Here is a 24,975-nt window from a genome sequence, read left to right as displayed (position 1 = left end):
TCAATCCTCCGGGCGGGCGATCGCGCGGTATGCGTGCCAGGTGGCATGGCCGAGCAGCGGGAAGATGATGATCATGCCGACGAGGCCGGTGGCGACGCAAATGGCGAACAGCACCAGCACCATCGCGCCCCAGGCGATCATCGGCTTCAGGTTGTTCCACACCAGCCGCATGCTGGTGCCCATGGCCGTCAGCGCGTCGACCGGCCGGTCGAGCAGCATCGGCACAGCGAACACGCTGATGGCGAACGCGAAGGCCGCGAACAGGCCGCCGATCGCCGTGCCGACGATGACCATCGCCAGGCCATAGGGAGTGCCGAACAGCACGCCGACGACGTGGTCCAGGCCGGGAAAGGCGACGACGCCGAAGAACAGCGCCCACAGCAGCACGGCGGCGCGCATCCAGAGGAGCATCACCAGCGACAGCAGGAGCCCGGTGAAGAACACCTGCGCGCCGGCGCGCGGGCGCACGCGCAGCATGGCGCCGAGGCTGACATGCCGGCCCGCGCCGATGGCGCGGCTTTTCTCGTAGAGGCCGATCGCCAGGAACGGCGCGACGATCAGGAAGCCGGCGAGCGCGGGAAACAGGATGTAGTCGCGTCCGAACCCGACCAGCGTCCAGACGAAGGCGACGGACAGCACGAACACGCCGAGGCCGTAGGCGAGGCTGGAGGCGGGATTTGTCCAGAAGTCGCGCCAGCCGGCCGCCAGCCAGCGGAATCCCTCGAACATGGGAAGGTGGCGCTGCAGTCTGGGGTCGCGCGTCTCTCCGATGCCGGAGGTCTCGCTGAGCAACCAGTAGCCCTTGTCGGTCTCGCCCATAACCTGCTCCTTCAGCACGCTGGCTTGGCAGCGCGGTAGCCGCCGCCCGTTTCACTGACATGCGCCACGCAATCCGGCTGCGACTGGTAGGCGACATAGACGAGGTGCGCGTTGGCTCCCGCGAAAAGCAGGAGGCCCGCGGGCACCAGGACCCATGGCAGCCAGCCGCCGCGCAGGCGCACGCCGCGGCTCATCGCTGTTGCGCCCCCAGGTCGGTGACGTAGAGCGCCAGCGTCCTGATGTCGGCCGGGGACAGCCGCTTGTCCCAGGTCGGCATGTGACCCTGCCTGCCGCCGTGCACCGTGGAGATGATCGTCTGCAGGTCGCCGCCGTAGACCCAGGTGGCGTCGGTCAGGTTGGGCGCGCCCAGGTCCGGGTTGCCCTCCGCCTTTTCCCCGTGGCAGGCGACGCAGGTCGTCGCGAAGACCTCGCGGCCCGCGTCGATCTGGGCGGCGTTGTGCTCGGTCGAATAGTCGGGATGGCCGAGCGAGTAGACATAGGCGGCCACGTTGCGCACCTGCTCGCGGTCGAGCATGCCGTCGCGTCCGAACGCCGGCATCTGGCCGATACGGCTGTCCGGATGCGCCGAGTTGATGCCGACGCGCAGCGTCTGCTCGATCGTCTCGGGGTCGCCGCCCCACAGCCAGTCGGCGTCGGTCAGGTTGGGATAGCCGGCGCCTCCCTTGCCGTCGCGCCCATGGCAGGCGGCGCAGTTGTCGCCGAACAGCTGCCGTCCGGTGTCGCGCACCGTGCGCATCAGCGCCTCGTCGGCGAGGATCGCCGGGTAGGGCTCGGTCTCGATCCGCGTCGTCCACTCGGCGCGCTGCTGCTGGCCTTCGACGACCCGGGCTTCGACCGCCGAATGCTGGTCGACGCCGAGCAGGCCCTTCGTATAGGTGGTCCCGAGCGGCCAGGCCGGCACGAGGAACCACCAGGTGATCGCCCACAGGTGCGTCAGCAGCAGGAAGATCAGCACGCCGCGTGGGATCGGCGTGTCCAGTTCCTTTATGCCGTTCCATTCGTGACCGGTCGTCTCGCGGCCGGTGAAGGGATCGCGCTCTATTTCTGCCATGGCCTGTCATCCCGATCGAGAATGCTGTGCTTTGCCCGGTCGAACCGCTGCCGGTTGGACGGCCAGAGCGCGTAAACGACGACGCACAGGAAGAAGCCCATCAGGTAGAACAGGCCCCAGCTCTTGGAGAACGCGACCAGCGTGTCGTGGCTGAAATCCATCGCCGCCTCCTCAGTTGGCCGCCGCCGCGGTCTCCCCGGCGGCGGCCTGCTCGCGGCTGGCGGCGTCGGTGAGCTGCCCGAGCACCTGCAGGTAGGCGACGAGCGCGTCCATTTCGGTAAGCTGCGTGGTCACGCCGTCGAAGGCGCTGACCTGTGTCGCGGCGCCGTAGCGTTGCGACACGGCGGCTGCGAATTCCGAATCCGGAACCGCCTGGCCATAGGCGTCGCGCGCGGCGTTCTCCACCATCTCTTCGGTATAGGGAACGCCGAGCGCGCGCTGCGCCGCCAGGTGCTGCGGAAGGTCGTCGATCTTCAGCGTCGTGCGGGCCAGCCATGGATAGGCCGGCATGTTGGATTCCTGCACCACGTCGCGCGGGTTGATCAGATGCGCGACGTGCCAGGCGTCCGAATACTTGCCGCCGATGCGCGCCAGGTCGGGACCAGTGCGCTTGGACCCCCAGAGCATGGGGCGGTCGTATTGCGATTCCACGGCCAGCGAGTAGGGACCGTAGCGCTCGACCTCGTCGCGCAGGGTGCGGATCATCTGGCTGTGGCAGGCGTAGCAGCCCTCGCGGACATAGATGTTGCGCCCGGCCAGCTCCAGCGGCGTGTACACCCTCATGTCCGGCGCCTCCTCGACGGTTTCGTCGATGGTGAACAGCGGGGCGATCTCGACGATGCCGCCGACGCTTGCCGCGGCGATGATCGCGATCACGAAGCCGATGGTCGACCGCTCGAGCTTGCGGTGTAGGAGCTCAGACATGGATCATTCTCCGGGAACGGCGGCGGGGACGACGGGGACGTCGGATTCTCGCGGCTGGGCGAGCGGCGCCTGGCGGATCGTCATCCACATGTTGTAGCAGCCGACGACCGCCCCGATCAGGAACAGCAGTCCGCCGAACGCGCGGGCGATGTAGTAGGGGTACATGGCCAGCAGCGAATCGATGAAGGAGTAGGCGAGCGCGCCGTCATCGGTGTAGGTCCGCCACATCAGCCCCTGGATGATGCCGGAATTCCACATCGCGAAGACGTAGATCAGCGTTCCGGCGATCGCCAGCCAGAAGTGGACCTCGACCAGCGCGGCGGAATACATGCGCTCGCGCTTCCAGAGCGTCGGAACGATCGTGTAGAGCGAACCGAAGGTGATCAGCGCCACCCAGCCGAGCGCGCCGGCGTGGACGTGCCCTATCGTCCAGTCGGTGTAGTGGCTGAGCGCGTTGACCGGGCGGATCGCCATGAACGATCCCTCGAAGGTCGACAGGCCGTAGAACACCGCCGCGGCCATCATGAAGCGCAGCGTGGCGTCGTCGCGGACGCGGTGCCAGGCGCCGTTCAGCGTCAGCAGCGCGTTGCCCGCCGAAGCCCAGGACGGAACCAGGAGCATCACCGAGAAGGTCATGCCGAGCGTCTGAACCCAGTAGGGCAGGGCGGTGTAGTGCAGGTGGTGCGAGCCCGCCCACATGTAGAAGAAGGTGATGCCCCAGAAGCTGAGGATCGACAGGCGGTAGGAGAAGATCGGCCGCTGCGTCCTGATCGGCAGGTAGTAGTAGAGCATGCCCAGGAAGCCGGCGGTCAGGAAGAACGCGACCGCGTTGTGGCCGTACCACCACTGCACCATGGCGTCCTGGACGCCCGGCCAGATGGTGTAGCTCTTGGCGTGGCCGATCGAGACGGGCAGCGCCAGGTTGTTGACGATGTGCAGGATCGCCACCACGAGGATGAACGCCATGTAGTACCAGTTGGCGACGTAGATGTGCGGCTCCTTACGCCGCGCGATCGTGGTGATGTAGAGCAGGAAGTAGGTCACCCAGACGATCACCAGCCAGAGGTCCGCATACCATTCGGCCTCCGCGTACTCCTTGGACTGGGTGATGCCGAGCAGGTAGCCCGACACCGCCAGCACGCAGAAGAGATTGAAGCCGATGAGAACGAACCAGGGGCTGATCTGACCGGTCAGCCGCGCGCGCGAGGTGCGCTGGACGACGTGGAAGGACGTGGCGATGAGCGCGTTGCCACCGAAGCCGAAGATCACGCCGGTCGTGTGGGTCGGGCGCAGCCGGCCGAAGCTGGACCACGCGGCGTCGAAGGCGAGGTTGGGCCAGGCCAGCTGGGCGGCGACCCATACGCCCATGAACATGCCGAAAACCGCCCAGGCCATGGACAGCACGATGCCGACCTTGATCGGGTCGTCGTAGTAGGAGGCCGCGCGGTCCTCGGTCGGCTCGGGGGCGTAGAGCGACGACATGATGAGGTAGATCACGACGCCGGCGAAGAGCATCACGATGACGCCCTGCACGCCCAGCACGTCGGAGCGCCCGACCGCCGCCATCGCGATGCCGGCCGCGCCGACGATCGCGGCGAGGAAGAGGGCGATGCGCCGTTCAGAATAGGTCAAGTTTCCGATCATTGGTCCCTCTCCTGAAGAGCACGTCGCAAAGTACTTTTCCCCGAAATTTCCGGTAGATCAAGTAGCGCCGAAAGTTCCGAACGGTTGCGCGTTATGTCGGCCAGCGTGAAGCCGTCGAAAACCGCGAGGAAGGCGTCCAGCGCCTTGCCGACGACGCGCTTGAGCGCGCAGGCCGGCGAGATCACGCACGCGCCGCCGTCGGTGCGCATGCAGGTCGTCAGTGCGAAATCGTCTTCCATCTGCCTAACGACCTCGCCCAGGTTGATGTCCTCCGGCCGGCGCGCCAGCGCGATGCCGCCGGCCCGCCCGCGGGTCGTGTCCAGATAGCCCAGCCGCCCGAGTTTCAGACCGACCTTGAGAAGGTGGTTGCGCGAGATGTCGTAGGCGGTCGCCACGTCGGTTATCCGGCACGGCCGGCCCTTGTGGAGGGCCAGGTAGATCAGCACCCTGAGCGCGTAATCTGTCTGAAGGGTCAGGCGCATCCTGCGGATTCCCTGTTCCGGGTAATGAGGGAATCCATCCTAGACGAAAACGCGGTGTCGGCGCGACAGCGCAATCCGGCGAATCGTGGACAGCGCGCGGGCCGTTCACGCCACGGCCCCCGCCGCCGGGCGGTCCAGCCGGAAGAACATCGCGAGCTGCAGGCTCCGCGCGATCCTTTCGGCTCGGTCGACGAAGACCCCGGTCACTTCCGGCGGACAGCGCGCCTCCGCCGTGGCGCGGAAATGGCCGAGCCAGATCTGAAAATCCTGCTCGCGTACCTGCTTGAGCTTCAGATGCGCGGGAACCGGCCGTCCGCTGTAGTCGCCGGTCTTGAGCACGACGGAGCACCAGAAGTCGGTCATCTTCTCCAGATGGGGCTCCCAGTCGCCGCGGATCTCGGCGGCGAAGATCGGGCCGAGCCTCGGGTCAGCCCGCACGCGGCCGTAGAAATCGCGGACCAAGTCGCCGATGAATTGGCGGTCGACGCGAGGGTCGTTCAGCGGCCTCTCGGCCGGCGGGCGGGCGCTGACTGGAATAGGTGGTGTCATGGCCGAACCGAAAGTGGTAATCCTTGCACCACAATTACCGTCCAGCCGTGTCCCAGGCAAGTTGACAATTGTCGCAGGCAGGGCGCGGCGGTCGCACCGGACATCGGCGAAGGTAGTGATTTCCTTCACCTATTGCCGCCAATATCCGGCCGATGGCCAGAAGCACGGGCTCCGACGTTGCGGGTGTTGTGATCATCGGGGGAGCCCACGGCACGTTGGCCTTCGCCCGTAGCCTCGGCGCGTGCGGAATTCCGGTCATCTACGTGACGGACGACACGCCGCTACCCGGCTGGTCGCGGTTCGTCCGTGAGACCGTGCGCTGGCCCGGTCCACACGACGAACAGGCGGTGCCCTTCCTTCTCGACGCCGCGAAGCGACGCGGCTGGCACGGCTACCTGCTCGTCGCCGGCGGCGACGCGGAGGTGCGGCTCGTCTCCGAGCACCGCGCGCGGCTCGCTGCCGCCTACAGCATCATCCTTCCCGACTGGCAGGCGCTCAGCTGGCTTTGCGAGAAGCCGTTGCTCTACAAGCGGGCCGCCGAACTCGGCGTCAGGACGCCGTCGACCCACGCGTTCGGGTCGGCCGAGGCGATCGCGTCTGCGGACGTCAGGTTTCCGGTCGTGCTCAAGCCCAACATGGGTGGCGGCAACAATGCATTCGCCAAGGCCAAGGTGATCAGGGCGGACGACATGCGCTCCTTCCAGCTCGCCTTTCGCGACGCCTGCGCGCAGATCGGCGCACAGAACGTCGTCGTCCAGGAGCTCATACCCGGCGGCGGCGAAAGCCAGTTCTCCTATGCAGCGCTTTGGAACGAGGGCAAGCCTGTCGCCGAACTGACCGCCCGGCGCAGCCGGCAGTATCCCGTCGACTTCGGCTATACCAGCACCTGCGTCGAGGTACTCGATGAGCCCGAGGCGGCCGAGGCGGCGCGCACCATGCTGGCTTCGGTCGGCTTCAGCGGCCTCGTCGAGGTCGAGTTCAAGCGCGACGGCAGGGACGGGGCGCTGAAGCTGCTCGACGTCAATCCGCGTCCCTGGTCGTGGTTCGGACTCTGCCGGGCGGCGGGCATCGACCTGGGCGCGATGCTGTGGGACGTGTCGCAGAAGCGACCGGTGCGGCCGGCGGCAGCCAGGCAGGGCGTCGCCTGGGTCTACCTCGTGCGCGACGTCGTTGCCGCGATCGCGCTGATGCGGCGAGGCGACATCGGCGCCGCCGCCTACATGCGGTCGCTGCGCAAGGCGCGGTCGTGGGCGACCTTCGCGCTCGACGATCCGCTGCCCGGCCTGATCGACATCCCCCTGACCGTCTGGCGCGTGCTTACGCGCCGCATCCTCGGCTAGAGCATCGGACCCGACATGCCGCTGATCCAATCGACGAAGAGGCTGGTCAAGCACGCGGCCATCCGCGCGGGCCTCGAGGCCGTTGCGCTCTCCGGTGCGGCTGCGCTGTTTCCAGAGGCCGGCGGGCGTGGCGTGATCTTCACGCTGCACCACGTGCGCCCCGAAGGGGCGGTGAGCGAATTCTCGCCGAATGCGCTGCTTTCGGTGACGCCGCAGTTCCTCGGCGAGGCCATCGATGCCGCGCTCGATTGCGGTCTCGTGCCGGTCCATCTTCATGACCTGCCGGCGCTGCTTTCCGACCCGGCCGACGAACGCAACTTCGTGGCCTTCACCCTGGACGACGGCTACCGGAACAATGCCGAACACGCCGCGCCGGTGTTCCGGGCCCGCGACGTTCCCTACACGATCTTCATCAATCCGGGCTTCGTCGAGCGGACCCGCACGATGTGGTGGGAGACGGCGGCCGAGCTGACGCGCCGGGCGCCGTCCTTCCGGTTCGACTTCGGTGACGGAGCAGGCGCCGTCGTGTCGACATCTCCGGGGCAGAAGTACGCCGCCTTCGACCGGCTGGCCGCCTTCGTTGCATCCGCGGACGAGGACGAGGCGGTGGCCAGGATCGACGATGTGGCGCGCGACCACGGGATCGACCCGATCGGCATCGTCGATAGGCTGGTAATGGACGAGGCGGACCTGCAGGACCTTGCGCGCGATCCGCTCGTCCATTTCGGCGCGCACACGGTGACGCATGTCAACCTGCGCCGCGTCCCGCCCGAGCGCCTGCTGCGCGAGATCCGGGAATCGACCACGACGGTCGAGCGCTACGTCGGCCAGCGGCCGCGCTCCTTCTCCTATCCCTATGGCTGGCGCGGCGCCGTGGGCGAGCGCGAAGTGCAGGCTGCCGCCGACGCCGGCTTCCCGGCCGCGGTGACGACGCAGCCCGGCGTGCTTTCGGCGGCCGCCGCAGCGCGCCCGACGGCGCTGCCCCGGGTCTCCCTCAACGGGCATTTCCAGAAGCGCCGCTACGTGAAGGCTCTAATCTCGGGCATTCCGTTCCGCCTCATGTAGGAGACGGCGCCGAGAAGGTCAGGGCCTGTTGGTGCGTCGCCTGAAGACGGCGTAGTCGATCGTGCGCACGGCATCCAGGAAGAACGGCATCGGCGGCGTCTGCAGCTCCTCGAAGACGCCGCAGTCGCGGATCGCCGGCTTGGCCCAGCCGATGGCGTTGTGGCTGGAGCTTCCGTAGACGACGTAGCAGTCGCGCGGCGACTGCTCGAGCGACTGGACGAGGTTGCGAAGAACGACGTCGAACACGTCCCTGGAGAACGGGTTGTAGAAGTAGACGACCAGCGGCGTGTCCGGGAAGGCATAGGCCGCCGCATCGGCCTCGACGACCGACAGGGCGCGGCATCTCTGGGCCGGATTGCGGTAGGTCTCGAGGTTGCCCTGCGCGATGGCCACCAGTTCCCGCGCAAACTCGACGCCGACGATGGCGCCGAAGGAATAGTGCGAGGCCAGCAGAAGCGTGCGCGACTTGCCCGAGCCGATGTCGATGAAGGTGTAGCCGGACAGGTTCTCCGGCAGGCTGCGCATGATGAAGTCGAAAGACTTCGGCGACGTGCACACGCACTCATTGCCCTTGGTTCGGTTCGGGCCGACCACGTCGAGCTGGTCGAGGCGTATCGAGCCAGCCGTGTCCACGCCGTTGGCGCGGTCCCAGCGGCGGGCGAGGCGGTCAGCCAGCATGTGGCGCAGGTTGCGCAGGACGAAGCGCCCGCTTTCGCGCGCGCCGTGCCGCCGCACCAGCCGAAACGGTTCCAGCACGCCGTGGCGCCGCACGATCTCGAGCGCGCGGCCGAGGCGGTTTGCCGAATGGTCGGCGGAGGCGGGCGGATTGCGACCCGTCATTCGTCAACTCTCCGTCATGACGCTGCGGTGGCCGGTGAGATCGGCCGCCCGTTCTAGGAGAGATGTATGAAGAAAGCCGATACGCGGGCGTGCCGGCCGCTAGCTGTCTGGCGCAGGCGGCCCGTCGGCGGCGTTCAGCAGATCGGCCAGCTCCGCCAGGGTCTTGACCATCCGGCGCCGGTGGTCGGGCGCAAGTGCCGCGAACCGCCGCGCAAAAGCTTCGCTGAACGGCCCGAGCGCCCGGGCGAGCACGGCCACCCCGGCCGGCGTCGTGCGGGTGAACACGATCCGGCGGTCCTCGCTGGAGCGATGCCGGGTGACGAGCTGGTGACGCTCGAGGTTGTCGAGGATGGTCACGACGGTCGCCGCGCTCAGGTCGACCTGTTCGGCGATCCTGGTCGTGCTGATCTCGCCGAGGCTGCCGACGGCGGTCAGAACCGCAAGCTGCGGCGCCGTCAGGCCCGACGTCTTCTGCAGCGCGCGTGAACCCAGGTCGCTGGCCCGCACGATGCGCCGGATCGACTTCAGGAGCGGCAGCATCTCCTCGGGCGGAAGCGGCGGCGGGTCCGGCAGGCCGATTTTGTCAATCTTTGTCATTAGACTTCAAATCATTCGAACTCGAACTATATGGAGACCGTCAGCCACTTCTGCAAACACACAATGGAGGTCCAGCCCACGCATGTGCGGTATTTGCGGCGAAATCAAATTCGACGGGTCGGCGCCGTCCCTTGAGGCGGTGTCGAGCATGATGGCGGTCCTTCAGCCGCGCGGTCCGGACGGCGCGGGAATCGTCTCGCACGCAGGCGCGGCCTTCGGCCACCGGCGCCTCAAGATCATCGACCTGTCCCAGAAGGCGCAGCAGCCGATGGTCGATGCGGCGCTCGGCATCACGATCACGTTCAACGGCTGCATCTACAACTATCCCGAACTGCGCCGCGAGCTCGAAGCCATGGGATACAGCTTTTTCTCTGACGGCGATACGGAGGTGATCGTCAAGGCGTGGCATGCCTGGGGCGAGCATTGCGTTGAGCGCTTCCACGGCATGTTCGCCTTCGTGCTGCAGGAGCGCGACAGCGGCCGCATCGCGATGGCGCGCGACCGCTTCGGCATCAAGCCGCTCTACATCGCCGACCAGGTATCCGGCCTGCGCTTCGCGTCGTCGCTTCCGGCACTGCTCGCCGCCGGCGGCGTCGACATGTCGATAGATCCCGTCGCGCTGCACCACTACATGAGCTTCCACGCCGTCGTGCCGCCGCCGCGGACGATCCTGAAGGGCGTCGCCAAGCTGCCACCGGCGACGGTGCGCATCATCGAGCCGGACGGCAAGGCGCGCGACCGGCGCTACTGGGATGTGCCCTTCAGCCGCGACCCGCGCGACCATGTGGTCTCCGCCGAGGAGTGGCGCGACCGCGTGCTGGACGCGCTTCGGGTGTCGGTCAGGCGCCGCATGGTTTCGGACGTCCCGGTCGGCGTCCTGCTCTCCGGCGGCGTCGATTCCAGCCTGATCGTCGGCCTGCTCGCGGAGGCCGGCCAGACCGGATTGATGAGCTTTTCGGTAGGCTTCGAGGAAGCCAACGGCGAGAAGGGTGACGAGTTCGTCTATTCCGACCTGATCGCCCGCGAATTCGGCACCGACCACCACAAGATATTCGTTCCGTCCGAGCGGCTGATGGATGCCCTGCCGGCCACCTTCGCGGCGATGTCGGAGCCGATGGTGTCCTACGACAATGTCGGCTTCTTCCTGCTGTCGCAGGAGGTGTCGAAGCACATCAAGGTCGTGCAGTCGGGGCAGGGCGCAGACGAGGTGTTCGGGGGGTACCACTGGTATCCGCCGCTGGCCGATTCCAACGATATCGTCGACGACTACGCACGCGTCTTCGTCGACCGCCCGCACGAGACGCTGAAGCAGCAGCTGGGCGGCGACTGGATCGACGGCGTCGATCACAGCCGGGCGCTGATCGAGCGCGAACTGCTGCGCGACGGAGCCGACACGCCGGTCGACCGGGCGCTGCGGCTGGACGCCAACGTCATGCTGGTGGACGACCCGGTGAAGCGGGTCGACAACATGACGATGGCCTGGGGGCTTGAGGGGCGGGTCCCGTTCCTCGACCACGAACTGGTCGAACTGGCGGCACGCATTCCGCCCGAGGAGAAGCTGAAGCAGAACGGCAAGGGTGTACTGAAGGACGTCGCCAGGATGGTCGTTCCCCCCGAGGTGATCGACCGCAAGAAGGGCTATTTCCCGGTTCCCCAGCTGAAATATGTCGACGGACCCTATCTCGATCTTGTCAGGGACGCGCTGACCTCCGAGCGGGCGAGGACGCGCGGGCTTTTCCGGCAGGACTATCTCGAGACACTGTTCGCGGCGCCGTCGGAGCACATCTCCCCGCTGCAGGGCTCGGAGCTGTGGCAGGCGGGCCTGCTCGAGCTCTGGCTCCAGACGCACGGAGTCTGAACCATGGCAACGAAACAGGACGCGGCCGGCAACGCATCGGACCGCAGGGAGCACGCACTCGATCACCGGCTTCGCCGGCTGCGATTCAACACGCTCCACGGCAGCCCCGCGGAGGCGGATGGCGACAGCGCGAAGTCGGTAGTCCTGGATTGCGGTTGGGGCCGCCTGTTGTTTTCGCAGACGTTCGACAGCAATGCGGCGCTGGTCGACGCCCTGCGCCAGGAGGAGGAAGAGCAGCGCGACATCGCCTTCTACGTGACCGACCCGCATGTGCTGCTGAGCCTCGCGCCGCAGGAAACGTTCCTCGACCCGTCGCACACCTACCGGCTCGAGCTGCCGACCTACCGGGCCCCGCGGCGCGCGCCCAAGGGGTTCTTCATCAGGCGGCTGTCCTCCGAGGCGGATGCGAAGGCGGTCAACAAGATCTATGTCGCGCGCGGGATGGTGCCGGTGGCTCCCGAGTTCTTCTGGTCGAAGAGGGACAGCCGGTCGCTGACCTACTTCGTGGCCGAGGACGAGGCATCGGGCGAGATCATCGGCACCGTGACGGGCGTCGATCACCATAGGCTGTTCAACGATCCCCGCAAGGGTGCGTCGCTCTGGTGCCTTGCTGTCGATCCCGCCGCACGCCACCCGAGCGTGGGCAACATGCTGGTGCGCCGCGTCGTCGAGTATTTCCAGGCGCGCGGCGCCGCGCATGTCGACCTGTCGGTTTTGCACGACAACCGCCAGGCGATCGCGCTCTACGAGAAGATCGGCTTCCGGCGCATCCCGGCCTTCACCATCAAGCGCAGGAACCCGATAAACGAGCAGCTCTTTTCGACGCCGATCGAGGGATATGGCGAACTCAATCCCTATGCCCGCATCATCGTCGACGAGGCGCGTCGTCGCGGCATCCATGTCGAGATCAGCGACGCGAGGGCCGGCTTCTTCCGGCTTGCGCATGGCGGTCGCTCCATCCGGTGCCGCGAGAGCCTGACCTCGCTGACCTCCGCCGTCGCCGCATCGATCTGCGACGACAAGGCGGTCACGCGGCGCGTCGTCGCCGCCGCCGGCGTCGAGGTGCCGGCCCAGATGGAGGCCTGCGAGGGCGCTTCCGTCGCCGACTTCCTGTCGCGCCACGGCAGCGTCGTGGTCAAGCCGGCGCGCGGCGAGCAGGGACGCGGCATCGCCGTCGGCCTGACGACGCTGCCCGAGGTGGAAGCCGCGGTCGCCGAGGCAAGAACCGTCTGCGACCGGGTTCTGGTGGAGGCCTGCTTCCAGGGAGACGATTTGCGCCTCGTGGTGATCGACAACGAACTGGCCGCGGCGGCGGTAAGGCGTCCTCCGCGCGTCGTCGGCGATGGCTCCAGCACGATCGGCGCGCTGATCGAGGGGTTGTCGCGCCGACGCGCCGCGGCCACCGGCGGTGAAAGCACGGTCACCGTCGACGGCGAGACCGTTCGCTGCCTGGGCGCAGCCGGCCACGGGCTCGACACGGTCCTGCCGGCCGGCGAGGAGGCGGTGGTGCGCAAGACCGCGAACCTCCATACCGGCGGAACCATCCACGACGTCACGGACGCGGTCCATCCGGCCCTGGTCGAGGCAGCCTGCAAGGCGGCGCGCGCGATCGACATTCCGGTCACCGGCATCGACCTGATGGTAAAATCGCCGACCGAGCCAGACTATGTCTTCATCGAAGCCAACGAGCGGCCCGGACTGGCGAACCACGAGCCGCAGCCGACGGCGGAACGCTTCATGGACCTGCTGTTCCCGATGTCGCGGCGCAGGCCGGCGTCGCGTGAAGCAGGGGCAGGCGCATGACAAAGCCCTCGGTCGACTGCGCATACCTGCTCGGCCAGCTCGAGGCGCTGCTGGCGATCGACAGCCCGACCAGCTTCACCGACACCGCCGTCCGCTACTGCAGCCGGGAACTGAAAAGGCTCGGACTGACGCCGGAGATCACCCGCCGGGGCGCCATCCGTGCGGTCAGCCAGGGCGGACGGCGCCACGGCGCCAGGGCGATCGTGTCGCACCTCGACACGCTCGGCGCGCAGGTCAAGGCGATCAAGCCGAACGGACGCCTCGAACTCGTCCCGATCGGCCACTGGTCGGCGCGGTTCGCCGAAGGCGCGCGCGCCAATGTCTACGGCAGCCGGGGCATCCTGCGCGGCACCATCCTACCGCTCAAGGCGTCGGGCCACACCTTCAACGACGAGATCGACAGCCAGCCGAGCGGGTGGGCCTTCGTCGAGCTGCGGATCGACGCCGTCACCGGGGACGCGGCCGGAACGGCGGCGCTCGGCGTCGAGATCGGAGACATCGTCGCCATCGACCCGATGCCGGAATTTTCCGATTCGGGCTTCATCAATTCGCGCCACCTCGACGACAAGGCGGGGGTCGCGGTCATGCTGGCGACCATCGAGGCCTTCCAGCGTTCGCAGGCGAGCACTCCGGTCGACATCCACTGGCTGTTCACGGTCGCCGAGGAGGTCGGCGTCGGCGCATCCTCCGTGATATCGCCGGAGATCGCCTCGCTGGTCGCGGTCGACAACGGAACCACCGCGCCCGGCCAGAACTCTTCCGAGTTCGGCGTGACGCTCTGCATGGCCGACCAGTCGGGACCGTTCGACTACCACTTGACGCGCAAGCTGGCGCAACTGTGCGCCGACAACGCCATCCCGTTCCAGAAGGACGTCTTCCGCTACTACCGCAGCGATTCGGCCTCGGCTGTCGAAGCCGGCCACGACATCCGCGCGGCGGTTGTCGCGTTCGGCGTCGATGCGTCCCACGGCTATGAGCGTATCCATCGCGACGCGCTGACCTCGCTCGCCGATCTGCTGATGGCGTATGTGACCAGCCCGGTCGAGATCGCCAGGGACGCCAACGACCTCGCGGGCATCGAATCCTTCACGCGCCAGCCGTCGGCACAGGGGTGAGATGCAAGTCTGCGGAAGTGGCCGGAAACACAGATGTAACTAACCGGTTGTAAAAATTGCCTTTGCGTATAGGCTTCGCATGCCTTCTGGAGACCGCGCATGCTGCCGCCTTCCGCCGAGATACCCGTCGCCGACCGCGTTGCCGATGCCGCCCTGCTCGTCATCGACATGCAGAACGACTTCGTGCGGCAGGGCGCGCCGCTGGAGGTGCCGGAGGCCCGGGACACGATCGCGCCGATCCGGCGGCTTCTGGCGGCGTTCCGCGACCGGCGACGGCCCGTCGTCTACACGCGTTTCCTGGCGACGCAGGAGCCGTCGCTCATGTGGCTGTGGTCCCCGCAATGCGGCGTCGACACGAAATGCTGCTGGGATGGCGTGGACCGCGCCTATGCCGACGCGGCCGGTAAGCTGGACTGCACGGCGGTGATCGACGAATTGTCGCCGTTGCCGGGCGAGCCGGTCATCGACAAGTACGGATACGGCTCGTTCCATGCGACGGGACTGGACGCGCTGCTACGCGGTCTCGGCGTACGGTCGCTGGTCGTCACCGGGACGGTAGCGCAGATTTGCGTCGAGGAAACTGCCCGCGAAGCCTTCCATCACGGCTATCGCACGGTGATGGTGTCAGACGGCGTGTCGTCATTCGACCAGGAACTGAAGGCGGGCACGCTGAGGAATTTCGCGATGAAGTTCGGCTGGGTCGCCGATGCCGCGACCGTGCTCGACTGGCTTGGCGCGACGCCGCAGACGCGCGCCTGAGGGGCGAGGGAAGGGCGACGGCGCGCCGTCCCTCCCGGACGATCCCTGGAGACTGGAGGCGGCCGCGAACCGCGGCGCGGTTGGTCAGAGCGCCGCGCAGACCGCCTTGATTTCGGTGTAGGCGCGGATCGCCTCGAAGCCGCATTCGCGACCCCAGCCTGACTGCTTGGCGCCTCCGAACGGCAGCGCGGAATCGAATGCGCTGTGGGTGTTGATCCAGACGTTGCCGGCCTTCACGCGGCTGGCCATCTTGTGCGCGATGCCGAGATTCGTGGTCCAGATCGATGCGGCCAGCCCGTAGGGCGTGTCGTTCGCCGCGCGCGCGATCTCGTCGAGGTCGTCGTCGTCGAACGACATGGCGCAGACGACCGGCCCGAAGATCTCTTCCCTGACGACCGACATCGAGTGGTTGGTTTTGGCCAGGAGGGTGGGCTCGATGAAGTAGCCGGCGTTGCCGATGCGCCTGCCGCCGGTCACGACGTCGGCTCCGGCCTTGCGGCCTTCCTCGATCAGGCCGGAGACACGCTGGAACTGTTCGTCAGAGATCAGCGGGCCGAGCTGCGTTCCCGGCTGCAGAGGGTGGCCGGCAGCCAGCTTCGAGGCCTGCTCGGCGATCCCGTCGAGCAGCTTGTCGTGGATCGACCGATGCACGTAGATGCGCGTGCCGGCGGTGCAGACCTGGCCCTGGTGATAGAAGCCGGCGCCCGTGATGCCGGGAATGGCGCGTTCGAGATCGGCGTCGGGGAACACGATCATCGGCGACTTTCCACCGAGCTCGAGGGTCAGGCGCTTCATGTTTCCGGTGGCGGCGCGGGCAACGATCTTGCCGACTTCAGTCGAGCCCGTGAATGCGACCTTGTCGACATCGGGATGTTCCGCGATCGCCGCTCCGGCCGTCTCTCCCATTCCGGTGACCACGTTGACGACGCCCGGCGGGAATCCGACCTCTTCGATGATCCGGGCGAGGCGCAGCGTGCTGAGAGGCGTCTGCTCCGCCGGCTTGATGACGACCGTGCATCCGGCCGCGAGCGCCGGCGCCAGCTTGTAGGACAGCAGGATCTGCGGGAAGTTCCACGGCAGGATGAGGCCGGCGACGCCAACCGGCTGGCGCAGCGTGTAGGCATGGAAGTCTCCGCCGCCGGTCAACTGGATCTGCTCGCCGTTCAGCTTGCTCGCCCAGCCGGCCATGTAGTGGTAGGTCACGCTGGTCTGCACCATGTCGCCGTGGCGCGCGTAGGCCAGCGGCTTGCCGCCGTCGATCGCCTCGATCTCGGCGAGTTCGTCGGCCAGTTCCTCGATCCTGAGCGCCAGCTTACTGATCAGCTTGCCGCGCTCGATCGGGCTCAGCTTCGGCCAGGGACCCGTCTCGAATGCCTTGCGCGCTGCGGCGACGGCCTTGTCGACGTCCGCGCTGTCGCCGGCCGGAACGGTCGCGAGCTGCTGTCCCGTCGCCGGGTCCTCGACCGCCATCGTCGCGCCCGACACTGTATCGACCCACTGGCCGTCGATGTAGAGCTTGTGCTTCTCGGCCAGGAACCGGGAAACGGCAGGCGTGATCAAGGAGGGTATGTTTGAAAGGTCCACAGGAGTTCCCCATCGTTCCCGAGCGCGCGCCGTCGCTGCGGCTGCCCGACGCGGCCGATCGCTTTTCACGTGTTGAAGTCAACCAACCAGTTGTTTGATAACATGGGTGCGCCGCTGCCTGTCAAGCGCTCGCGGCCTCAGGACAGCCAGCGATCGAGGTTCGCCTTCACGAACTCGTCGTCCGAGAGATCGGAATGCACACGGCAGACCCGGTCGATGGCTTCGGCCTGTCCCGGTCCGAGCGTCTCGTCGGGGTCGAGGCACCAGATGCCTTCGAGCAATCCCTGGCGGCGAAGCACTTCGTGGCAGCCTGCGATGCAGCCGCGGAAGTCGTTCGCGACGTCGAAGAATGCGGCGTTGCAGTCGGTGACCCGCGCATCCAGGGCGAGAATGTCGTCCGGTATTGAGCCGGCCTGGACGGCAGCCTTGATGCGCTCCAGCAACTGGACGGCCGAGCGCGTCCAGACCGACCAGTGGCCGAGCAGCCCCCCGCGGAAGCGGACCCTTACAGGCAGGCCATCGCGTACGATGTCGAACGGCACGGCAAGGTCGAGGACGATGTGGTCGTCATTGCCGGTATAGAGGGATATGCGGTCCTCGGCGCGGGCTTCGACGAGGCCGCGCACGACGTCGATCGTGCGGTAGCGATTGAAAGGGGCCGCCTTGATCGCCACGACATTGTCGATCTCGCAGAAGCGCTTCCAGAAGCGCGCGTCGAGCGGCAGTCCGCCGACGGCCGGCTGGAGATAGAAGCCGACAAGCGGAATCTCGTCGGCGACCTGCCGGCAATGGTCGATGATCTCGTCTTCGGAGGCGCCTTTGAAGGCCGCGAGGCTGAGCAGCCCGGCGTGATAGCCCATGCTGACGGCGGTGCGGGCTTCCCTGACCGCCTGCCTGGTCGGGCCGACGACCCCCGCGACCATCGCCATCGGCCGGTTGGTCCAGTTCTCCGCCGCTTCTATGGCGGCAGCCAGCACAGGCTCGAAGAGACCGACGTCACGGATCTCGAACTGGGTCGTGTGCACGCCGACCGCCAGCCCGCCGACGCCGGCGTCGACATAGTAGCGCGTCAGCGCGCGCTGGCGCTTCGGATCGAAGGCGCGGCCGGCGTCAAGCGCGAGCGGCTGTGCAGGAATGACGGCGCCGTCGCGCAGGAGCCCGGCTATCTGCGGCGGCAGTTGGTCGCGATGAAGTCCCATGTTCGTCTCTCATGTCCGGCAGTCGCCCGACGAGAACAGCTCCGCCCGCGACGTCGCGGACGATAACAGACGAAACCAAGGAGTCAACCAACTGGTTGGTTTCTTCTTAGCGCCGCCATGGAGAACTCGATGACATGGGTTCGCCGCTGGGCGATCGCCTCGGGCGAGTTCAGCGCACGGTCGAAGATGGCCGACAGGGTCGGGTTGTTGGAGAAGTAGAAATAGGAGATCCCGGCGATCGAGATGTAGACGTTGATGGGATCCATGTCGTCGCGGAATACGCCTTCGGCGGCGCCACGCTTCAGCGTTTCGGTCAGCAGATCGACCAGCGGCCAGTGCATCTCCGTCAGCTCTTCGGACCTGGCCGCATGCGGCGCGCCCTGCGCGTTCTCGTCGTTGACGAGCCGGATGAATTCCGGGTGCTCGACCAGATAGTCGAAGGAATAGCCGATCAGCGTGCGCATCGCTTCAGCCGGGGTGAGGTCGCTCAAGTGCAGCGCCTTCTCCTTCTCGCGGATCTCCGAATAGACCGTCTCGAGGGCGACGCGGTACAGATCGTCCTTGTTGCCGAAGTGATGGTACAGCAGCTGCTTGTTCACCCCGGCCCGGTTAGCGATCTCGTCGACGCGTGCGCCGGCGAACCCTTTGTCGGCGAACTCGCTGATGGCCGTCGAAAGGAGCGCCGCGCGCGTCGCCGCCGAATCGCGCGGCTTCGACTGTCGCCGGACCTTGCCGCGTCCCGCCGCACCTGCTGCCAATCCGGCCATTTGTCGTTCTCCGTGGTCGATTGAACCGCTCGTAGCATGAGTCTGGCGATGCGCATCGATCACAACGCAAATCCCATCCATCCGTCCATAGCAGGGATTGTCTGTTGACCGCCAATCCGAACCCATGATAACCAACTGTTTAGTTACTTTGGGGGTGGAATGCAAATGCGGCAGGCGACGACTGGCGCTTTCGCTTCTCGCGACATACCCAGGATCTACTGGGCGCTGGGAGGCCTGATCCTGATCGGCATGCTGAGCGCGCCGCAGTTCCGCACCCTTTCCAACCTGGCAAACATCGTCGAGCAGTCCGCCACGCTGGCGGTGCTGGCGCTCGGCCAGGCCTTCGTCATTGCCGGTGGCATGATCGACCTGTCGGTGGGGCAGTTGGTCGGCCTGATCACGGTGGTTGCCTGCATGATGTTCGAGGCATATCCGGGCATGGACGCGGCGGTGATCCTCGGCTGTCTCGCGCTGGCGGCGCTGGTCGGGCTGGTCAATGGCGAGTTGCTCAACCGGCTGAAGATGTCGCCGCTGATCCTCACCTTCGGCATGCTGAGCGTGCTGCAGGGCGTCATCTTCATGCTGACGGACCGCAGCGTCGGCCAGGTCGCGCCTTCGATCGCGTTCCTCAGCAACGGCCGCCTGCTTGGTGTTCCCGTTTCGGTGATCCTGGTCGTTGCGGTTGCCGCGGCAGCCTACTACGCGCTGCAGCGCTCCATCTTCGGCTGGCATCTGCTTGCGATGGGCAACAGCGCCGAATCCGCGCGCAAGGCCGGGCTGAACCTGTTCTCGCTGACGCGGGTCGCCTTCCTGGTGTCGGGCCTTTGCGCCGGCATCGCCGGCCTGCTGGTTGCGGGCCGGCTCGGCACGGGCTTTCCCAACGCCGGCAACGGCCTCGAACTCGACGCCATCGTCGCCGTGGTCCTGGGCGGCGCGCCGCTGAAGGGGGGGCGCGTCAGCGTCGCCGGCATCATCGGGGCCGTGCTCTTCCTCGGCGTCCTGAACAACCTGCTCAACCTGCTCCAGGTCCCGGCCTTCACGCAGATCGTGGTCAAGGGCCTGATCGTCATCATCGCGATCCTGGCGGATCGCCCCGGCAAGGCGGCGCAGGCGGCATGAGAACCGACGCATCCACCCGGAGCCTGGCGATGCGGCTTCCATCCCTGGACAAGGCCGCGGTGTGGATCGTGCTGTTCGCGCTGGTGCTCCTGGCGGGACTTGCGTCCGACGCGTTCCTGAAGCTCAACTACCTGACGAACCTGGTGCGCCAGGCAGCGCCGGTGGGCATCGTCGCCGTCGGCGTCACCTTCGTCATGCTATTGCGCGGCGTCGACCTGTCGGTCGGCGCGATCGTGTCGATGAGCGCGGTCGTCTGCGCCATCGTGATGAACGGCCTGGCGGACAACCTGTGGCTCGGCGCAGCCGCCGCGATCGCCTGCGGAGCCGCCATCGGTCTCGCGAACGGCCTGCTGATCGCCTACGGCAAGGTCTCGTCCTTCATCCTGACGCTCGCCATGTCGATCGTCGTCTATGGCCTCGTCCAGATGGGGACCGGGGGCACGGCACGCGGGATCGTGTCGCCCGGCTTCCGCGAGGTGTTGAACGGTCGCCTGGGCGGCGCCCTGCCGGTCCTGGTCATCTGCTTGTTGCTCGCGGTCGCGCTCGGCATCTTCCTGCAGTCGCGGACGCACTTCGGCCGCAGCGTCTACCTCATCGGCGCCAATCCGGAGGCCGCGCGCATTGCCGGTCTGAACGTCAAACGGGTGACTGTGGTGGCCTATGTCGTGTCGGGCCTGTTCGCCGGGCTCGGGGGCCTCGCCCTGCTGGCGCGCACTGGCGTGTCCGGGACCAACCCGGGAGCCGGCATGGAGTTCGACGTGCTCGCCGCCGTCGTGCTCGGCGGAACCACGTTCGCCGGCGGGCGCGGTGGCGTAGGCGGCACCTTCGCGGGCATCATGGTCCTCGTCATCGCGCTCAATCTCGCCAACGTCTCGGGGCTGCCCTTCGCGGCGCAACTCACGATCAAAGGCATCATCATCATCGTCGCGTCGGCCGCCCATTCGTGGATCGGCAGCCGCGGCGGCGCTCGCAGTCAACACTAACCACCAGAAGGGAGTAACGAAAAATGCGCAGATATTTCATGCCTCTTGTCGCCGCGGCGATGATCGGCTCCTTCACCGCCGGCGCCTCGGTCGCGCAGGACATGGACCTCACCAAGAAGGAAACCTACGACCAGATCATGACTTGGGCCGGCGAGCCCCTCGACACGTCGAAATACAAGAAGGACGGCGACCTCAGCATCGGTGTTTCGGCCGGCTATCTCAGCAACGCCTGGATCAACTTCACCGCGCAGTCCATCAAATACGAGGCCTCGCTGCACCCGGAGATCAAGGAGCTCAAGATCACGGACGCTGCCTTCAACCCGAGCAAGCAGGCCGCGGACATCGAGGACCTGCTGACGAGCGGCGTCGATGCCATCCTGTTCTGGCCGGTTGACGAGAAGGCGATCCTCCCGGTGCTGAAGAAGGCCCACGACCAGGGCGTCGTGACGATCAACATCGGCTACAACTTCATGCGCGATCCGGCGGTCACGTCGAACGCCTACGTCAACCAGTGGACCTATTCCGAACAGGTCGCGACCGAGTTCGCCAAGTCCCTGAACGGCAAGGGCAAGGTGTTCGCCATGCTGCCGATCGCCGGTTCGTCGGCGGCCGTGGTTCAACTGGCGGTCCTCCAGGACGTGCTCAAGAACAACCCCGAGATGGAGCTCATCAGCGCCGAGTACGGCGACTGGGACCGCGGCAAGGCAAAGCAACTGACAGAGAACCTGCTGCAGCGCTTCCCCGAGATCGACGGCGCGTTCTCCCCGGCCGGGCAGATGTCGATGGGCATCTATGAAGCCTTCGACGAAGCCGGCCGGCTCGAGGAACTGACGCTGTCGCCCGGCGACGACTACAACGGCTGGACCAAGCTCGTCGCCAAGGAAGGCAAGTGGGGCTCGGTGACGAGCGGCCTGGAGGTAGGCCGCGAAGCCGTCAAGCAGGCCGTCAGCATCCTGACCGGAAAGCCGACGACCACCGCCGTCGTGGTGCCGACCCGCTACCTTGATGCCGGCGACGCGGCCAAGCTCAACGAGGCCGATCGGCCTGACGACTGGTTCAAGACCGACCTGCCGGCCGAGTTCCTCCCGCAATAGCGCAAGGACGATCATGCCGCTGCTACAGACACACGCCCTGACGCGCCGGTTCCCGGGCGTGGTCGCGCTCGAGCGCGTGGACTTTGCCGCCGAAAGCGGCGAGGTCCACGCGGTTTGCGGCGCAAACGGAGCCGGCAAGTCGACCTTGATGAACGTGCTGTCCGGCACCATCCGCCCCAGCGCCGGCACCATCGCGATAGACGGCCGCGAGGTGGTCTTCGCCTCGCCCGCGGAGGCAGCCGAGGCGGGCGTGGCCATCGTCTACCAGGAGTTCAGCTCGATCCCCGAGTTGACCGTCGCCGACAACATCTATCTCGGTCGCGAGTTCAAGGGCCGCCTGCGGTCGGTCGATCGCCGCGCTGCCTCGCGCTCCGCCGCCGACCTGTTGGAGCGCTATGGCATCTCCCTTCAACCCGACGTCCTCGTCGGGTCGCTTGGCGTCGCCGACCGCCAACTCGTCGAACTGGCCCGCGCGCTTGCCTTCGACGCGCGCATCCTGATCCTCGACGAGCCGACGGCCGTGCTTTCCATTGCCGAGCAGGAGAAGCTCTTCGCCGTGATCCGCACCCTGCGCGAAAAGGGCCTGCTCATCCTCTACATCTCGCACCGGCTCGAGGAGATCTTCGAGATCGCCGACCGGGTTTCGGTGATGCGCGACGGCAAGCTCGTCGCCACGCGACAGAAATCGGGCCTGACGTCGTCCGAACTGGTCCGGCTGATGACCGGCCGCGACGTGCCGAGCCACATCGCGCCCGATCCGCTCGGCGACGGGCGCCGCACCATTCTTCTGCTGCAAGGGCTCCTCGATGGCGGCGCGCCGATCGAGCTCCGACACGGCGAGATCCTCGGCTTCGCGGGGCTGGTCGGCGCCGGCCGAACCTCGATTGCGCACCGCATCGCCGGCCTGCGTCCGCGCGAAGGATTCGCCGCCTTCGTCGATGGCGCCGCACTCCCGGACGATCCCGCAAGGGTGGCCGCGGCCGGCCTGGTCTACATGACCGAAGATCGCAAGCGCGACGGCATCTTCGGTCCGCTCGGGGTCGCCAGCAATGCGACGGCGGCCTCGCTCGCCCGCTTCTCGTCCCTCGGCTTCCTGCGGCTGCGCCAGGAGCGCAACGTGGCCGGGGAGGTGCTGCGCGGGCTTAGGCTGGTGGCCGCTTCCCTCGACACGCCGATCGGCTCGCTGTCAGGCGGCAACCAGCAGAAGGTCCTGTTCGCGCGCGCCTTGCTGGCCAGGCCGAAGGTGCTGATCTGCGACGAGCCCACGCGGGGCGTCGACGTCGGGGCCAGGGAGGAAATCTATGCGACGTTGAGGCGCCTCGCCGGCGAAGGCGTGACCATCATCATGATCTCGTCGGACCTCAACGAGGTGCTCGCCCTCAGCCATCGCATCGCCATCGTCAGGCACGGGCGCGTCACCGCGGTGATGGACAATGCCGGTCTCGACGAGCATGCGCTGGTCGTTGCCGCGACCGGCGCAGGCTCTGACCTGGACGCGGCGTAGCCGCGCTAGCCGAATTCCGGGCCCGCGGCGATCAGCATCCTGTCCGGCGCCCCGGGCAGGTCCCGGCGGTCGAGCACCATGCGTTCGAAGGTCCGGAACGCCTCCATGCCGCGCCGCTCGAGCGATGGCCGCAGGTGCGACCCGGCATCCAGAAGGTCGATGATCACCGCCCCCGCGACGGTCGCCAGGGCCATGTCCAGAAGCTCCTGCCCCTCGGGCGCGGAGGCCGCGACGAGCGGGCCGATCTGCGTCGCCCTGCGGCCCCTGCGGATCATGATGAACGACCGTGCGTCGCCGAGGGCGACGCCGCCCGGCCGGTCGCAAAAATCCTCCAGAAGGAAAGCGCGGTCGCCGCCGAACGCCTGGCGATCAAGGTCGAGCACGGTTTGCCGCTCCACGACCGCATGCGGGCGCTTTGAGTGCCCCAGACCGACCCCGCGCCAGCGCGTCATGCCGCAGCAGGTTCTGAAGCCGAGCTGACCGTAGACCTTGGCGCCGTCCGGCGTCGCGTCGAGCAGCGACGCGGCGTTGCGGTCCCGCATCTCGCGTATGCAACGGCCCATGAGTTTCGAGGCGAGCCCCCGGCGGCGCCAGTCTGTGGTGACGAGCACCATCGAGATCCAGCCGATTTCGCCGAAGGGAAGGACGGCCGCCGAGGCCACGAGACGATCGTCGCCATGGATGCCGAAGCAGGTCCCCGGCGCCATGAAGAGGCCCCAGTCGGCCTCCGTCTGGTTCCAGTTCGCTTCGTCCGACAGCGCCAGCGCATCGTCGATGTCGGCCTTGCCGAGAACGACTTCCGAGGCGTTGTCAGTAAGACCCACTTCTGACCTCGAATTTTGTCGGCTTGCCGAAGCTGCGCCGGCCGGATCCGATCCAGTCGGCGACCCAGTCGATCATGGTCAGGACCGGTACCTTGGGATAGCCGAAAAGATGGACTGCCCGCGCCGTGTTGGTCAGCCACGAGCGCTCCGCTTCCTCGCCGACGATGTTCGGCTGCTTGTCGAGGCGGCGGCCAAGCTCCTGGGCCAGCCACCGCACCGGCAGGATCTCGGGGCCGCTGATGTTGATCGGCATCGGCGGGGTGGCGCAGTGCGCGAGGCAACGAAGCGCCTGCGAGCACGCGTCGCCCTGCCAGATGACGTTGACGTGGCCCATGGAAACGTCGATCGGCTTGTCCTCGATGACGTTCCTGGCGATGTCGTGCAGCACGCCGTAGCGAAGGTCGATCGCGTAGTTCAGCCGGAACAGAACGCCGGGCGTTCCATGGATGCTCGAATAGTGCTGGAACATCCGCTCGCGGCCGAGGCAGGTGATCGCGTACTCGCCGGGCGGCGCCGGCTGCACCTCCTCCGAACTTCCGCCCTCTCGCAGCGAGGCGAACGGATAGACGCAGCCGGTCGAAAACGCCACGATTCGCGATGCCTTGAAGGTTTCCGCGACGATCGCCGGAACCTGCACGTTCATCGCCCAGGTCTGGCCGGGGTCGGCGTTCGCGCCGAACTTGAAGCCGGCCATGAAGATCACGTTCTCAAGGCGCGGCAGCTGCCTCACCGCCTCGGCGTCGAGCAGGTCGCATGCGACCGTCTCGATGCCGTGCGCCTCCAGTTCGTCGCGGACGCCCGGCGAGGAGAAGCGGGCCACCGCGACGACGCGCTTGGAAGGCGCGGCGCGCTTCGCCATGCGGGCAAGCGTCGGTCCCATCTTGCCGCCGACGCCGAGGATGATGATGTCGCCCGGCACCCGCTCGAGGTCCTGGACGAGTTCCGGCGAAGGCGTCGACATGAAGTCGTCAAGGAGCGCTTCGCTATCGATGGTTCGTGGAACCCGGTCAATTACGGACATGTTCTATTCCTGT

The 24,975-nt window shown here is 67.0% G+C and carries 25 protein-coding genes; 10 read left to right on the top strand and 15 right to left on the bottom strand.

Annotated elements, in window-relative coordinates; translation table 11 throughout:
• The 8 genes from ABUE31_RS14085 to ABUE31_RS14050 form a co-directional block, all read right to left on the bottom strand.
• Nucleotides 1-819, bottom strand: a complete 819-nt coding sequence (locus tag ABUE31_RS14085) for a DUF2189 domain-containing protein (protein WP_367724278.1) — start codon at nt 817-819, stop codon at nt 1-3.
• 11 nt (nt 820-830) lie between these two features.
• Nucleotides 831-1,013 (bottom strand): hypothetical protein, encoded by a 183-nt coding sequence (locus ABUE31_RS14080; RefSeq protein WP_367724277.1) that lies wholly within the window; start codon nt 1,011-1,013, stop codon nt 831-833.
• On the bottom strand, nt 1,010-1,891 hold the full coding sequence (gene ccoP / locus ABUE31_RS14075; RefSeq protein ID WP_367724276.1) for a cytochrome-c oxidase, cbb3-type subunit III: 882 nt from the start codon (nt 1,889-1,891) through the stop codon (nt 1,010-1,012). Before ccoP ends, ABUE31_RS14080 begins: the two co-directional genes overlap by 4 nt.
• Complete coding sequence (locus ABUE31_RS14070; RefSeq protein WP_367724275.1) at nt 1,879-2,052, bottom strand: cbb3-type cytochrome c oxidase subunit 3; 174 nt, start codon at nt 2,050-2,052, stop codon at nt 1,879-1,881. The genes ccoP and ABUE31_RS14070 overlap by 13 nt, the downstream gene beginning before the upstream one ends.
• A 10-nt stretch (nt 2,053-2,062) precedes the next feature.
• A complete protein-coding gene (gene ccoO, locus ABUE31_RS14065; protein WP_367724274.1) occupies nt 2,063-2,815 on the bottom strand; it encodes a cytochrome-c oxidase, cbb3-type subunit II in 753 nt (250 codons plus the stop codon).
• Between the two features lie 3 nt (nt 2,816-2,818).
• On the bottom strand, nt 2,819-4,456 hold the full coding sequence (gene ccoN, locus ABUE31_RS14060) for a cytochrome-c oxidase, cbb3-type subunit I (RefSeq protein WP_437344135.1): 1,638 nt from the start codon (nt 4,454-4,456) through the stop codon (nt 2,819-2,821).
• A complete protein-coding gene (locus ABUE31_RS14055) occupies nt 4,456-4,941 on the bottom strand; it encodes an RrF2 family transcriptional regulator (RefSeq protein WP_367724272.1) in 486 nt (161 codons plus the stop codon). The genes ccoN and ABUE31_RS14055 overlap by 1 nt, the downstream gene beginning before the upstream one ends.
• A 105-nt stretch (nt 4,942-5,046) precedes the next feature.
• On the bottom strand, nt 5,047-5,619 hold the full coding sequence (locus tag ABUE31_RS14050; RefSeq protein ID WP_367724271.1) for a group III truncated hemoglobin: 573 nt from the start codon (nt 5,617-5,619) through the stop codon (nt 5,047-5,049).
• A gap of 86 nt (nt 5,620-5,705) precedes the next feature.
• Between ABUE31_RS14050 and ABUE31_RS14045 the strand changes: the two genes are divergently transcribed.
• Together ABUE31_RS14045 and ABUE31_RS14040 are read left to right on the top strand one after the other, a co-directional pair.
• The gene (locus tag ABUE31_RS14045; RefSeq protein ID WP_367724270.1) at nt 5,706-6,830 is read left to right on the top strand and encodes a carboxylate--amine ligase; all 1,125 of its coding nucleotides are present in this window, start codon (nt 5,706-5,708) and stop codon (nt 6,828-6,830) included.
• A gap of 15 nt (nt 6,831-6,845) precedes the next feature.
• Nucleotides 6,846-7,895, top strand: coding sequence for a polysaccharide deacetylase family protein (locus tag ABUE31_RS14040; protein ID WP_367724269.1), 1,050 nt, complete (start codon nt 6,846-6,848; stop codon nt 7,893-7,895).
• 18 nt (nt 7,896-7,913) lie between these two features.
• On the opposite strand, the gene ABUE31_RS14035 is transcribed toward ABUE31_RS14040, so the two are convergent.
• Together ABUE31_RS14035 and ABUE31_RS14030 are read right to left on the bottom strand one after the other, a co-directional pair.
• Entirely contained in the window at nt 7,914-8,735 is an 822-nt protein-coding gene (locus tag ABUE31_RS14035) for a class I SAM-dependent methyltransferase (protein WP_367724268.1), read from the bottom strand.
• A 99-nt stretch (nt 8,736-8,834) separates the two neighbouring features.
• Entirely contained in the window at nt 8,835-9,332 is a 498-nt protein-coding gene (locus ABUE31_RS14030; RefSeq protein ID WP_367724267.1) for a MarR family winged helix-turn-helix transcriptional regulator, read from the bottom strand.
• 82 nt (nt 9,333-9,414) lie between these two features.
• Here ABUE31_RS14030 and ABUE31_RS14025 point away from each other — a divergent pair, with 82 nt between their 5' ends.
• The 4 genes from ABUE31_RS14025 (at nt 9,415) to ABUE31_RS14010 (ending at nt 14,867) form a co-directional block, all read left to right on the top strand.
• A complete protein-coding gene (locus ABUE31_RS14025) occupies nt 9,415-11,190 on the top strand; it encodes an N-acetylglutaminylglutamine amidotransferase (protein ID WP_367724266.1) in 1,776 nt (591 codons plus the stop codon).
• 3 nt (nt 11,191-11,193) lie between these two features.
• Nucleotides 11,194-12,993, top strand: coding sequence for an N-acetylglutaminylglutamine synthetase (gene ngg, locus ABUE31_RS14020; RefSeq protein WP_367724265.1), 1,800 nt, complete (start codon nt 11,194-11,196; stop codon nt 12,991-12,993).
• Entirely contained in the window at nt 12,990-14,108 is a 1,119-nt protein-coding gene (locus ABUE31_RS14015) for an osmoprotectant NAGGN system M42 family peptidase (protein ID WP_367724264.1), read from the top strand. Before ngg ends, ABUE31_RS14015 begins: the two co-directional genes overlap by 4 nt.
• Nucleotides 14,109-14,207: 99 nt before the next feature.
• Nucleotides 14,208-14,867 (top strand): cysteine hydrolase family protein, encoded by a 660-nt coding sequence (locus tag ABUE31_RS14010; RefSeq protein WP_367724263.1) that lies wholly within the window; start codon nt 14,208-14,210, stop codon nt 14,865-14,867.
• Nucleotides 14,868-14,951: 84 nt separating this feature from the next.
• On the opposite strand, the gene ABUE31_RS14005 is transcribed toward ABUE31_RS14010, so the two are convergent.
• The 3 genes from ABUE31_RS14005 to ABUE31_RS13995 form a co-directional block, all read right to left on the bottom strand.
• Nucleotides 14,952-16,451, bottom strand: a complete 1,500-nt coding sequence (locus ABUE31_RS14005) for an aldehyde dehydrogenase family protein (RefSeq protein WP_367724262.1) — start codon at nt 16,449-16,451, stop codon at nt 14,952-14,954.
• Nucleotides 16,452-16,588: 137 nt separating this feature from the next.
• Complete coding sequence (locus tag ABUE31_RS14000) at nt 16,589-17,650, bottom strand: dihydrodipicolinate synthase family protein (RefSeq protein ID WP_367724261.1); 1,062 nt, start codon at nt 17,648-17,650, stop codon at nt 16,589-16,591.
• 83 nt (nt 17,651-17,733) lie between these two features.
• A complete protein-coding gene (locus tag ABUE31_RS13995) occupies nt 17,734-18,480 on the bottom strand; it encodes a TetR/AcrR family transcriptional regulator (protein WP_367724260.1) in 747 nt (248 codons plus the stop codon).
• Between the two features lie 102 nt (nt 18,481-18,582).
• On the opposite strand from ABUE31_RS13995, the gene ABUE31_RS13990 reads away from it, so the two are divergent.
• The 4 genes from ABUE31_RS13990 to ABUE31_RS13975 are packed head-to-tail and all read left to right on the top strand — an operon-like array spanning nt 18,583 to nt 23,117.
• On the top strand, nt 18,583-19,536 hold the full coding sequence (locus ABUE31_RS13990; protein ID WP_367724259.1) for an ABC transporter permease: 954 nt from the start codon (nt 18,583-18,585) through the stop codon (nt 19,534-19,536).
• A gap of 29 nt (nt 19,537-19,565) precedes the next feature.
• Nucleotides 19,566-20,519: an ABC transporter permease gene (locus ABUE31_RS13985; RefSeq protein ID WP_367724258.1), complete on the top strand. Its 954-nt coding sequence runs from the start codon at nt 19,566-19,568 to the stop codon at nt 20,517-20,519.
• A gap of 23 nt (nt 20,520-20,542) precedes the next feature.
• Nucleotides 20,543-21,613, top strand: coding sequence for a substrate-binding domain-containing protein (locus ABUE31_RS13980; protein WP_367724257.1), 1,071 nt, complete (start codon nt 20,543-20,545; stop codon nt 21,611-21,613).
• Nucleotides 21,614-21,626: 13 nt separating this feature from the next.
• Complete coding sequence (locus tag ABUE31_RS13975) at nt 21,627-23,117, top strand: sugar ABC transporter ATP-binding protein (RefSeq protein ID WP_367724256.1); 1,491 nt, start codon at nt 21,627-21,629, stop codon at nt 23,115-23,117.
• 5 nt (nt 23,118-23,122) lie between these two features.
• Here the strand turns inward: ABUE31_RS13975 and ABUE31_RS13970 are convergent, their stop codons facing one another.
• Together ABUE31_RS13970 and ABUE31_RS13965 are read right to left on the bottom strand one after the other, a co-directional pair.
• On the bottom strand, nt 23,123-23,941 hold the full coding sequence (locus ABUE31_RS13970) for a GNAT family N-acetyltransferase (RefSeq protein ID WP_367724255.1): 819 nt from the start codon (nt 23,939-23,941) through the stop codon (nt 23,123-23,125).
• Nucleotides 23,928-24,962, bottom strand: a complete 1,035-nt coding sequence (locus tag ABUE31_RS13965) for an NAD-dependent epimerase/dehydratase family protein (protein ID WP_367724254.1) — start codon at nt 24,960-24,962, stop codon at nt 23,928-23,930. The genes ABUE31_RS13970 and ABUE31_RS13965 overlap by 14 nt, the downstream gene beginning before the upstream one ends.
• Nucleotides 24,963-24,975 lie beyond the last annotated feature (13 nt).

This window comes from Mesorhizobium marinum, assembly GCF_040813675.1.
Lineage (GTDB): Bacteria > Pseudomonadota > Alphaproteobacteria > Rhizobiales > Rhizobiaceae > Mesorhizobium_K > Mesorhizobium_K marinum.
Note: the sequence above shows the minus strand (reverse complement) of the source record. Positions and strands in the feature narration are given on the sequence as shown.

What these genes read in the sequence shown, in the direction of transcription:
- ABUE31_RS14025 (WP_367724266.1), top strand. Translation starts at nt 9,415, where the DNA reads ATGTGCGGTATTTGCGGCGAAATCAAATTCGACGGGTCGGCGCCGTCC.
- ccoP (WP_367724276.1), bottom strand. Translation starts at nt 1,891, where the DNA reads ATGGCAGAAATAGAGCGCGATCCCTTCACCGGCCGCGAGACGACCGGT.
- ABUE31_RS13985 (WP_367724258.1), top strand. Translation starts at nt 19,566, where the DNA reads ATGCGGCTTCCATCCCTGGACAAGGCCGCGGTGTGGATCGTGCTGTTC.
- ABUE31_RS14070 (WP_367724275.1), bottom strand. Translation starts at nt 2,052, where the DNA reads ATGGATTTCAGCCACGACACGCTGGTCGCGTTCTCCAAGAGCTGGGGC.
- ABUE31_RS14015 (WP_367724264.1), top strand. Translation starts at nt 12,990, where the DNA reads ATGACAAAGCCCTCGGTCGACTGCGCATACCTGCTCGGCCAGCTCGAG.
- ABUE31_RS14085 (WP_367724278.1), bottom strand. Translation starts at nt 819, where the DNA reads ATGGGCGAGACCGACAAGGGCTACTGGTTGCTCAGCGAGACCTCCGGC.
- ABUE31_RS14000 (WP_367724261.1), bottom strand. Translation starts at nt 17,650, where the DNA reads ATGGGACTTCATCGCGACCAACTGCCGCCGCAGATAGCCGGGCTCCTG.
- ABUE31_RS13990 (WP_367724259.1), top strand. Translation starts at nt 18,583, where the DNA reads ATGCGGCAGGCGACGACTGGCGCTTTCGCTTCTCGCGACATACCCAGG.
- ABUE31_RS14030 (WP_367724267.1), bottom strand. Translation starts at nt 9,332, where the DNA reads ATGACAAAGATTGACAAAATCGGCCTGCCGGACCCGCCGCCGCTTCCG.
- ABUE31_RS14035 (WP_367724268.1), bottom strand. Translation starts at nt 8,735, where the DNA reads ATGACGGGTCGCAATCCGCCCGCCTCCGCCGACCATTCGGCAAACCGC.
- ABUE31_RS14055 (WP_367724272.1), bottom strand. Translation starts at nt 4,941, where the DNA reads ATGCGCCTGACCCTTCAGACAGATTACGCGCTCAGGGTGCTGATCTAC.
- ABUE31_RS13980 (WP_367724257.1), top strand. Translation starts at nt 20,543, where the DNA reads ATGCGCAGATATTTCATGCCTCTTGTCGCCGCGGCGATGATCGGCTCC.
- ABUE31_RS14080 (WP_367724277.1), bottom strand. Translation starts at nt 1,013, where the DNA reads ATGAGCCGCGGCGTGCGCCTGCGCGGCGGCTGGCTGCCATGGGTCCTG.
- ABUE31_RS14040 (WP_367724269.1), top strand. Translation starts at nt 6,846, where the DNA reads ATGCCGCTGATCCAATCGACGAAGAGGCTGGTCAAGCACGCGGCCATC.
- ABUE31_RS13975 (WP_367724256.1), top strand. Translation starts at nt 21,627, where the DNA reads ATGCCGCTGCTACAGACACACGCCCTGACGCGCCGGTTCCCGGGCGTG.
- ccoO (WP_367724274.1), bottom strand. Translation starts at nt 2,815, where the DNA reads ATGTCTGAGCTCCTACACCGCAAGCTCGAGCGGTCGACCATCGGCTTC.
- ABUE31_RS14010 (WP_367724263.1), top strand. Translation starts at nt 14,208, where the DNA reads ATGCTGCCGCCTTCCGCCGAGATACCCGTCGCCGACCGCGTTGCCGAT.
- ABUE31_RS13965 (WP_367724254.1), bottom strand. Translation starts at nt 24,962, where the DNA reads ATGTCCGTAATTGACCGGGTTCCACGAACCATCGATAGCGAAGCGCTC.
- ngg (WP_367724265.1), top strand. Translation starts at nt 11,194, where the DNA reads ATGGCAACGAAACAGGACGCGGCCGGCAACGCATCGGACCGCAGGGAG.